This window comes from Citrobacter sp. Ce129, from assembly GCF_030334545.1.
In the GTDB taxonomy this organism is placed as follows: Bacteria; Pseudomonadota; Gammaproteobacteria; order Enterobacterales; family Enterobacteriaceae; genus Citrobacter; species Citrobacter europaeus.
On record NZ_JAOWDS010000051.1, the window covers coordinates 595475 to 603836 of the forward strand.

The following is an 8362-nucleotide window of genomic DNA, read 5'->3' on the forward strand; positions in this document are numbered from 1 at the left end:
ATTTGATTATAGAGAAGGAAAAATTCTTATAAAATATTTATTAAATAAATACAGATAAACTTAATTATTCCAAGCCTGAATCATCCTTAAATGGATTCAGGCTTTTTTATTACTTATGCGATCAGCCGCACAACTTTTACAGAGAAAATAGTATGTCATCACGCTTTCAACGGATGAGAGAGATTCAAAAATGTATTTTTACCAGGAAGAAAACCAAATCACTCAATATATAAGCGAGCACGAATTATGGGTATTGGGTCGTGTCAGCGGGATATACAACAAAACAACGCATAAAAACGAAAAAATGTTAGAACCGTTGTGGAGGAAATACGATCGAAGTATCGAGGGGATTTTAATCTTTTATTCAAAGATGGAAGCATCAATTTACTCTGTTTACCTAGAGAAAAAATTTAATGAAAAGTGGAGCGTATATGCACTGAATGATTTTAACATTGAGGAAATGGTAAAAAATAATAAAATCATCAAAAATAGTGATGATTATTATCTGCTGTTGAGTGCGGGTTTATGGGCTGATAAACAATACAATATTATATATCATGGTTATCATCTGGCTCAAGTTATAATCCCCGTCAAATATACTTTTAGCAGTTTCAGTGAAAATGAAAAATTCCCTACCCTAAAAATACCTGAAGAAGTTACAGATAGATTTCATCAAATGTGGAAGAAAAGACTCCCTGATTTTCTAAGTCATACTCAATCGCAATGTAATTATCATAATGACTATTTAAAAGAACAAAGTCTAATCGCTTATAATAATATGCAATTCAAAGAATCAAATAAAATCGAAGACTGTGTTTACATGACAACATGGAAAAATGACTGGATTTTTTGCAATCCGGAAAAATTAACTTTATTAAAATGAGAATTGTATGGGAATTGCATATTTTTTAAGGGTCGGTGATAAAACAACCTGCGGTGGTACTATTTTAACAGGTTGTACTAATCATATACTCGACGGACAGCCAACGGCACGACATGGCGATAGCTATATATGCGGTAAAGATAAAAAACTCTACCACATAGTAGGAGGACAACCGGGTTATTTTATACATGGTGTTCAAGCTGCCGGAACAGCACATAGCGTTGGCACATGCCCCTGCAAATGCAGATTTATTAACTCAATTTCAAATGTCACTTATTTCTATGAGAGTGAAGTTCTCTCCGCACCTAAGCCAGTCACAAACAGAGTGGTCTCTGTAGCGCCGCAGAACTCGCCAAAACCGCTCACGATGGCACCTGGACCATATTGTCCGGGTGAAGAGGATAAACCGCCTCGTGAGCCTGTCGATGGGGGATTTTGTGTATTGCCCTATGAGTCAAAGCCATCAACATATGAGCCGTATATTTTCGTTAACCCCCCCGAGGGTACGAGAGAGCTGTATCACAAACTGAACCCTGATATGAAAAAACAACCTGGTTCAATTCTGATTGTTGTTGATCCTGAAAAGCAAGATCAGCAACAGATTGAAACATTGCAAAAAGCGCGTGATCGAATTGATAAAGCTCTGGCCCCACTTACCTTGCAGGATGCAAAGTTATTGCATGATAACAGAGGAGCCGTGGATGCATTTTCATATCAACTTTTCGGTGATTATTTAGGAAATGCTGGAGATGGTTTTGGTTATATTAGTGAAGTAGGTAAAAGTTATTACGAAGAAATAAAAAAAATATTAATTGAAATTCAGGAGTTGTATAAAGATACGTATGGCCACAACAAAGGAATTATATCGGGGGAAGAATTCTTTGGTCAACGGGCAAGACTGTTTAAAAAGCTAGATGCTGTTTTAAACAAATTTTCAAAAACCCAGCTTAAATTAGAAGAATATAATAGCATTAAAAAAGCATTAGGTTTATCTACAAGTTCAATTATGTATAAATGGGATAAAACGGGAATAGATAATATTGAAGGTTATGCTACATATATTGAGCGCTCGGCAAAACTAATGAATCTAATGAAAACAGTTGGTTTTGTTGGCATAGGTTTAGATTTTGCCGGATATACATCAAATGTTTATGACGCTTGTTCAAAAGGTCGTGAAAGTGCTTGTAAAAAAGCGGCGATAACAGAATATAGTAAGTTTGGTTTAAAACAGGGCAGTAGTATACTGGCAGGAGCTGTTGCAGGGCGTGCTGCGACTGCGCTTTGTACCTGGGTATTAGGGATTTCTACTATAGAAGCAGGCGGTGTCGGTGCTACTCTGTGTTTTGTTACAGGGGTCGGTGTTACTATTACGTCAGGTAAGATTGCAGAAAAATATGGCGAGGACGCTGGTGAAAAATTAGGTAATTATGTAGGAGATCATATTATCTATGAAAACTTTTTTCATTCAAAATAAAGATGATATAAAAATTATCATTAGCTTTGCTTTAATGCTTAATGGATTATTAATAATAACCTTTTATTTTTACAACAAAATAGCATATAAAAAATTGTTGATATCTATGAAAAGGAAATCGGACCATTACCTGTTACAGCAATAATATGTAAAAATGCAAGTCTATTTACCACACCAGGATTATATTTGACTAAAGTCGCGTTTATTATGGAGACTTTAATTTTCAAATATAATAAAATTTCTAATTATGGTATGAGCATAGAGGGTTACAATTTAATAAGAGGCTTGCCTTGCAAATTAACACTAGGATTTAAAATTGAAGCAGTACTGTGGATTTTATGTATTCCTGTGTTGCTAAGTATGTTTATTGCATTTTGAATAAAGGGACTCCATTGGAGTCCCTTCTTTAATTTTATATCAATGCACCCTATATCTGATCAACAATCCAGCCGTATCGCCACATCATTCACTGTAGGCCCGATAAACTCTCAGCTTCGCGCTTTTAGCGCGGCAATATCCGCAGGCGTGGTGCGACAGCATCCGCCAATCAACCTTGCGCCTGCGGCCTGCCACTGCGGCAGATAATCCGTCAGCTGCGCGCAATGCTCACCGTGATGGTGCCAGGTTTTGCTCACCGCATCGTAATGCTCGCCCGAGTTCGGATACACCACCAGCGGCAGCGCCGTTAAGCTGTGTAAATACTGCAACGCGGCAGTGGTGTTCTCCAGCGCAATGCAGTTAATGCCTAACGCCACCACCTGCGGATATTGCGCAAGGAAAGCGACCACGTCGCGCAGCGGCGTACCGTCGCTCAGGTGCTCGCTGTCGCGCAGGGTAAACGAGAACCATGCCCGCGCACGCGGATACGCGGTCAACAACTCAGCCAGTGCGCGAATTTCGGCAAAATTTGGCAGGGTTTCACAGGCCAGCAGATCGGCCCCGGCATCCAGCAAGGCTTCCACGCGCGGGCGATGAAACGCCTGGAACGCCTCGGCGCTGCACTGATAATCGCCACGGTATTCAGAGCCATCCGCCAGATACGCGCCGTAAGGCCCGACGGATCCCGCCACCAGCAGCGTGCCCGCCTGCGGGTTCTCTGCCAGATATGCTTCACGGGCTTTACGCGCCAACTCCACGCTTTTGCCAATCAGCGCTTTCGACTGCGCTTCATCCAGACCTCGCGCGGCAAAGCCCGCCGGCGTCGCCTGATAGCTGGCGGTGATCGCGCATTGCGCCCCCGCCCGGTAATAGTCAAGATGAACTTCGCGGATAAGCTCCGGGTTTTCTACCAGCACTTTGGCTGACCACAGGCTGTCGGCTAAGTTACACCCTCGCGCTTCCAGCTCCGTCGCCATCGCGCCATCCAGCAACAGGACATCCTGTTTATCAAGGAGAGCGCGTAACGGATTATTCTGCGACATGTTCTGGCTCCTGTTTTGCGTTACGGGGTTGAGTAAGGAAATAAGCACCATAGCACAACGCGACAAACGGTAACCCGCACCACAACGCAATTCTCTGCGCTGGATCGAATGCCAGCCCTACACAGGCCACCAGGCACAACACAAAACCTAATACCGGCACCAGCGGATACCACGGCGCACGATAATGTAATTCACTCAATGCCTTACCTTGTTGCAGATGACGGCGTCGAAAAACAAAATGTGAGGCGCAGATGCTCAGCCACACCGCCACCACCGCAAATCCGGAGATTGCCGACAGCGCAACAAATACCGTATCCGGAGCCACCACGCTGGAAAACAACGCCAGCACACCGCCAAGCATACTGATCGACAGTGCCGTCAGCGGCACACCGTTTTTTGTCACTCGGGCAAAACAGGCTGGCAGCGTACGTTCATTCGACAGCGACCACAGCATGCGCCCGGAAGCGTACAGCCCGGAGTTCGCCGCAGACAGGATGGCCGTCAGGATCACGAAGTTAAAAATATCGGCGGCGTACGGAATCCCTACTTTCTCAAACACCAGCACAAACGGGCTTTTCGCCACGCCCGCCTGCTGCATCGGGATCAGCGCTGCCAGCACAAACACGGTGCCAATAAAGAAAATAATCAGCCGCGCGATGGTGGTACGAATCGCCACCGGGATAACCTTGCGCGGGTTTTCTGTTTCACCCGCGGCAATGCCGATAAGCTCGGTGCCCGAAAAAGCAAAGTTCACTGCCACCATAGTCATCAGGATCGGTAAGCCGCCGTGCGGGAACCAGCCTTCTGCCGTGATGTTACTCAGCCCCGGCGCGGGGGAACCATCCTGCATCGGGATAAAACCGAAAATCGCCGCCCCACCGAGGATGATAAAGGCGATGATAGTGACAACTTTTACCAGCGAGAACCAGAACTCCCCTTCGGCAAAAAAGCGCGTGGAGATAACGTTCAGGCCAAAAATAATCACGCAGAACAACACACACCAAACCCATACCGGCACCTGTGGAAACCAGTACTGCATACAAAATCCGGCGGCGGTAAAACTCGAACCCAGCGCCACGGTCCAGGTCAGCCAGTAAAGCCAGGCCACGGTATACCCCGTTGCCGGGCCAAGATAGCGCGCAGCATAGACGTGAAACGCCCCCGTCTCCGGCATCGCCACCGACAGTTCGCCCAGACACTGCATAACCAGCCAGACCACCAGCGCACCAATCAGATAGGCCAGCAGCGTTCCCGCCGCTCCGGTGGTGGAGATGATGTACCCAGTATTAAAAAATAACCCTGTGCCAATCACGCCGCCTAAGGAGAGCATAATCAGGTGACGCGTTTTCATTGTGCGCTTCAGTGGCACATTTTGTTGTGTTGTTTGCATATGACCTTCTAAACGTATGGACATCTAAACATCCAAAGAAGGTTTGTTATACCGCGTTTGTTAACAGAATGCAAAGTCAACCCTGTACCAGACGCAGATGACCACGCCGGGCGCTTAATATCGGGTGAGGATTAATAATCAAATACAAAAAGGGCCGCCAGCTCATAACACCTCCGTTGCCAGACTTTATATAAACTCTGGCAACGTGGTCGTCGGCTGACGCTCACCCGGAAGTGGGAACCGTATCTCTCCGCTCATACAACCGAATGAGTGCTTAAGCACCGCTGGCCGGGATCGGCCTTTGCGATTTGCGGATCATCTGATTGATAGCTGAAATAACTCACTCGCTGACCGAAATAACACTGTGGCGTCTTGCTCTAAATATATCTTCATCGCATAGTGTGCATTCATTTTCAGCCAGGAGGCTGCATGTTAAAGGTCATTGCCGAAGATTTCATCAAACCTGAGTTCATTGAAACCGTTCTCCCTTTGTATCGTGAGCTAATATCGGCAACGAAGAAAGAACCGCAGTGCATTGCATATGACCTCTATATTGATGAAAAAGATCCGGGCCATTTTGTTTTTATCGAAGAATGGCCAAACCACGCGGCTCTCGATGAACATTGTGCCAGCGAACATTTCCGACGACTTGTACCGTTAATCGATCACTACTCACGCCAGGAAGCACGTTACACACTGATGGATGACGTGGTAAATCCGACTGTTGCTTAAAAATAGAGGAATATGGTCAGGAGGGTAATAACGAAAGTAAGGAAATAACTTTTTGGCAGAATGCTTAAAAGCGCTGCTGTTAATGATAAAATAGCAAGTACAAATAGTAAGTTGAAACTGGGTGGCCTATTAAAAATGAATAAAAAATGTCTGGGATATATTTCGATTGTTGTCGATGATTACGACAGAGCTATCGATTACTACACAAATAAGCTCGGCTTTACCCTGATTGAAGATACTCCGCAACCGGGGAAACGTTGGGTTGTGGTATCACCGAACCCCGACAGTGACTGTCATTTGTTACTTTCCAGAGCGGCTAATGAGATTCAGGAAGCATTCATCGGTAACCAATGTGGCGGACGCGTATTCCTGTTTCTGCAAACCGATGATTTTTGGCATGATTACAATGCAATGAAGTTGGCTGGCGTTCAGTTTTGCGAAGCCCCCAGAGAAGAAGAATACGGTACCGTTGTTGTTTTTGAGGACCTCTATGGTAATCGATGGGATTTATTACAGAGAAAGTAAACACCATATGTGGTCATTAGACGTATCCAACTCAACTGGATGTCTGTTTCTGGCACAACGTTGTTCTTCCCACGCCGAAATAAAAATACCGAAACCCCGCTTCAATAAAGAGCAGGATTTCGGTATTCATTCAGCCCGCAGTGCTTCAGACCTTAAGCAGTTTCACCGTCTCGTCGATATCGATTTCATCTTCCGAGAAAATCAGCGTCGTCCCCTGGAAGGTGGTGATCGCCAGCTTTTTCAGCGTGCGCATTTCGCCAGGCTTGACGTCTGATTTCGGTCGGATGCTATTCATCAGCACGCCAACAGACAGCACCGCATTTTCTTTGTCGATACGAGTCTCAGCAGGGACTTCTTCGCTGTAGACCAGGTATGACTTGATCGCCGTGAGCTTCAGACGCTCGCCTGCGATATAGATGTATTTGCTGTCTGGTATGACTTTTACCGCATAGGCAGACAAGCCTTTGTTGTTGGTGGTAGGCTCGAAGGTCACCGCCGCGTCTTTCTTGATCAGCTCAGGATTAGCAACCTTAATCACATGAAAATAGCGGTTGTCGCCGTTTTCATCTTTGATAAATCCAAAGCCTTTATCTTTAAACCACGTTGTGATTGTTCCGTTCATTGCTGTTTCCGCCTGATTAAACCTAATACTCGTAGAGTATATCTACTCAATTTGCGCGCAGTGTAAAACACAGGCCATGTCTTTGGCTACTCGTTACCCCAGCGATTGAGGAACTCCGCGATATCATCGATACGCAGTGGGTCGACGCCGGCCATGGTTGCCATCTCCTGCTGCGCTTCTTCACTGATCTCTTCGTTGTTCATCAAACGAGTGATCAACTGCTGGAAGTAATGCGCCAGCGCGTCGCGTTCGGCATCGCTCACCGACTTTGCGGCCTCGGTCGCGTACTCGTCGGCGATATCATAATATTTTAGCGGAATGTCGTTGTTCATCAGGTGCTCCGGTGTGAATGCGTGTGCCAGCAGTTGCCTGCCGCGTCTGATGTGAATGATAGCATTCTTATTTCATGGTTCGCGATCTGTTTTATTGGCTGTAACACATTACATATATCAACACTATTTTCTGGAGCCACTTTGCATTTAATAAACATGCCATTTTTAAATGACGACATTTTTATTAATTACGGTGTGATAGCCATAGGTTAAATAGTGTAGAAGCAAAGGAGCACAAACACCTTTATTCCGCTTAGCACATGACTATTTACAAGAAGTTGATTTTCGCTGACACAAATTTTATGCCAGAACCCGCCGTTGCCCAAGCAGATTCAGGTGTTTTACCAGATGACCCGTAAAACCACGAGCTACTACGCAAAAAACCGCTTTCCCCCTGCACAGTATGCTGACAGGTACGGCTAGTATTCACCCACGAACGTAATCAGCGCAGGACAGTTCCGCTTTCAGCCAGCTTTTCCCTGACCTGATTTTTCAGGGATTCAGCAGCCTGTTTCGCCGCTTCGCGGGCCCGATCACCACTGAGCGAGTTATTCTCAACTGCGTTTTTACCAGACTGCGCACCCGTTGTCGTGCTTTTCGAATCACCACCGGCCAGATTACCTGCCAGACCGGATGCGATAGTCGCAAGATTGCTGACTAACTGCCTGTCACTTTCATCCAGCTCGCTGACGTGCTTGCCCGGATACATCGTTTTCAGTATCGCATTCGCAGCAAGCTCTCCTGCCGCTGCGCCAGCCGCTCCGGCTGCTGCATTGTTCCCCTGCATAGCCGCCGCAGCACCGCCCAGTATCGCATGCGCGATGGCTTTAGCCGCGATATCATCCTCATCGAGGCCCGCCTTATGGCCTATGATATTGGCAAGCTCCGGTGCCGATGCACCCGCCAGCGCCGCGCCAATATCACCGCCAGCCAGCCCCTGCAGAGCGCCTACGGCAGCCTGAATACCCCGCTGAATATCGCTA

9 protein-coding genes are annotated in these 8362 nt (G+C 46.2%); 4 read left to right on the forward strand and 5 right to left on the reverse strand.

Annotated features, from left to right (window positions below):
• The first annotated feature begins 190 nt into the window (after positions 1-190).
• Positions 191-883, forward strand: a complete 693-nt coding sequence (locus OGV77_RS04820; protein ID WP_286502620.1) for a hypothetical protein — start codon at positions 191-193, stop codon at positions 881-883.
• A gap of 7 nt (positions 884-890) precedes the next feature.
• The gene (locus OGV77_RS04825; RefSeq protein ID WP_179947985.1) at positions 891-2357 is read left to right on the forward strand and encodes a PAAR domain-containing protein; all 1467 of its coding nucleotides are present in this window, start codon (positions 891-893) and stop codon (positions 2355-2357) included.
• Between the two features lie 488 nt (positions 2358-2845).
• Here OGV77_RS04825 and mmuM read toward each other — a convergent pair whose 3' ends face one another.
• Complete coding sequence (mmuM, locus tag OGV77_RS04830) at positions 2846-3778, reverse strand: homocysteine S-methyltransferase (protein WP_087051658.1); 933 nt, start codon at positions 3776-3778, stop codon at positions 2846-2848.
• Entirely contained in the window at positions 3765-5168 is a 1404-nt protein-coding gene (gene mmuP / locus OGV77_RS04835) for an S-methylmethionine permease (RefSeq protein WP_087051659.1), read from the reverse strand. The genes mmuM and mmuP overlap by 14 nt, the downstream gene beginning before the upstream one ends.
• Positions 5169-5597: 429 nt before the next feature.
• Between mmuP and OGV77_RS04840 the strand changes: the two genes are divergently transcribed.
• Both OGV77_RS04840 and OGV77_RS04845 read left to right on the forward strand, forming a co-directional pair.
• Positions 5598-5900 carry a putative quinol monooxygenase gene (locus OGV77_RS04840; RefSeq protein WP_080625651.1) on the forward strand — a complete coding sequence of 101 codons (303 nt, stop codon included), beginning with the start codon at positions 5598-5600 and terminating at the stop codon, positions 5898-5900.
• A gap of 135 nt (positions 5901-6035) precedes the next feature.
• The gene (locus tag OGV77_RS04845) at positions 6036-6425 is read left to right on the forward strand and encodes a VOC family protein (RefSeq protein WP_043017853.1); all 390 of its coding nucleotides are present in this window, start codon (positions 6036-6038) and stop codon (positions 6423-6425) included.
• Between the two features lie 145 nt (positions 6426-6570).
• Here the strand turns inward: OGV77_RS04845 and OGV77_RS04850 are convergent, their stop codons facing one another.
• The 3 genes from OGV77_RS04850 to OGV77_RS04860 form a co-directional block, all read right to left on the reverse strand.
• On the reverse strand, positions 6571-7047 hold the full coding sequence (locus tag OGV77_RS04850; RefSeq protein WP_016151966.1) for a cold-shock protein: 477 nt from the start codon (positions 7045-7047) through the stop codon (positions 6571-6573).
• An 86-nt stretch (positions 7048-7133) separates the two neighbouring features.
• Positions 7134-7379, reverse strand: a complete 246-nt coding sequence (locus tag OGV77_RS04855; RefSeq protein WP_080625653.1) for a YmjA family protein — start codon at positions 7377-7379, stop codon at positions 7134-7136.
• Positions 7380-7821: 442 nt separating this feature from the next.
• Positions 7822-8362 (reverse strand): VENN motif pre-toxin domain-containing protein (locus OGV77_RS04860; RefSeq protein ID WP_286502621.1); only part of this gene is annotated, 541 nt, incomplete at its 5' end.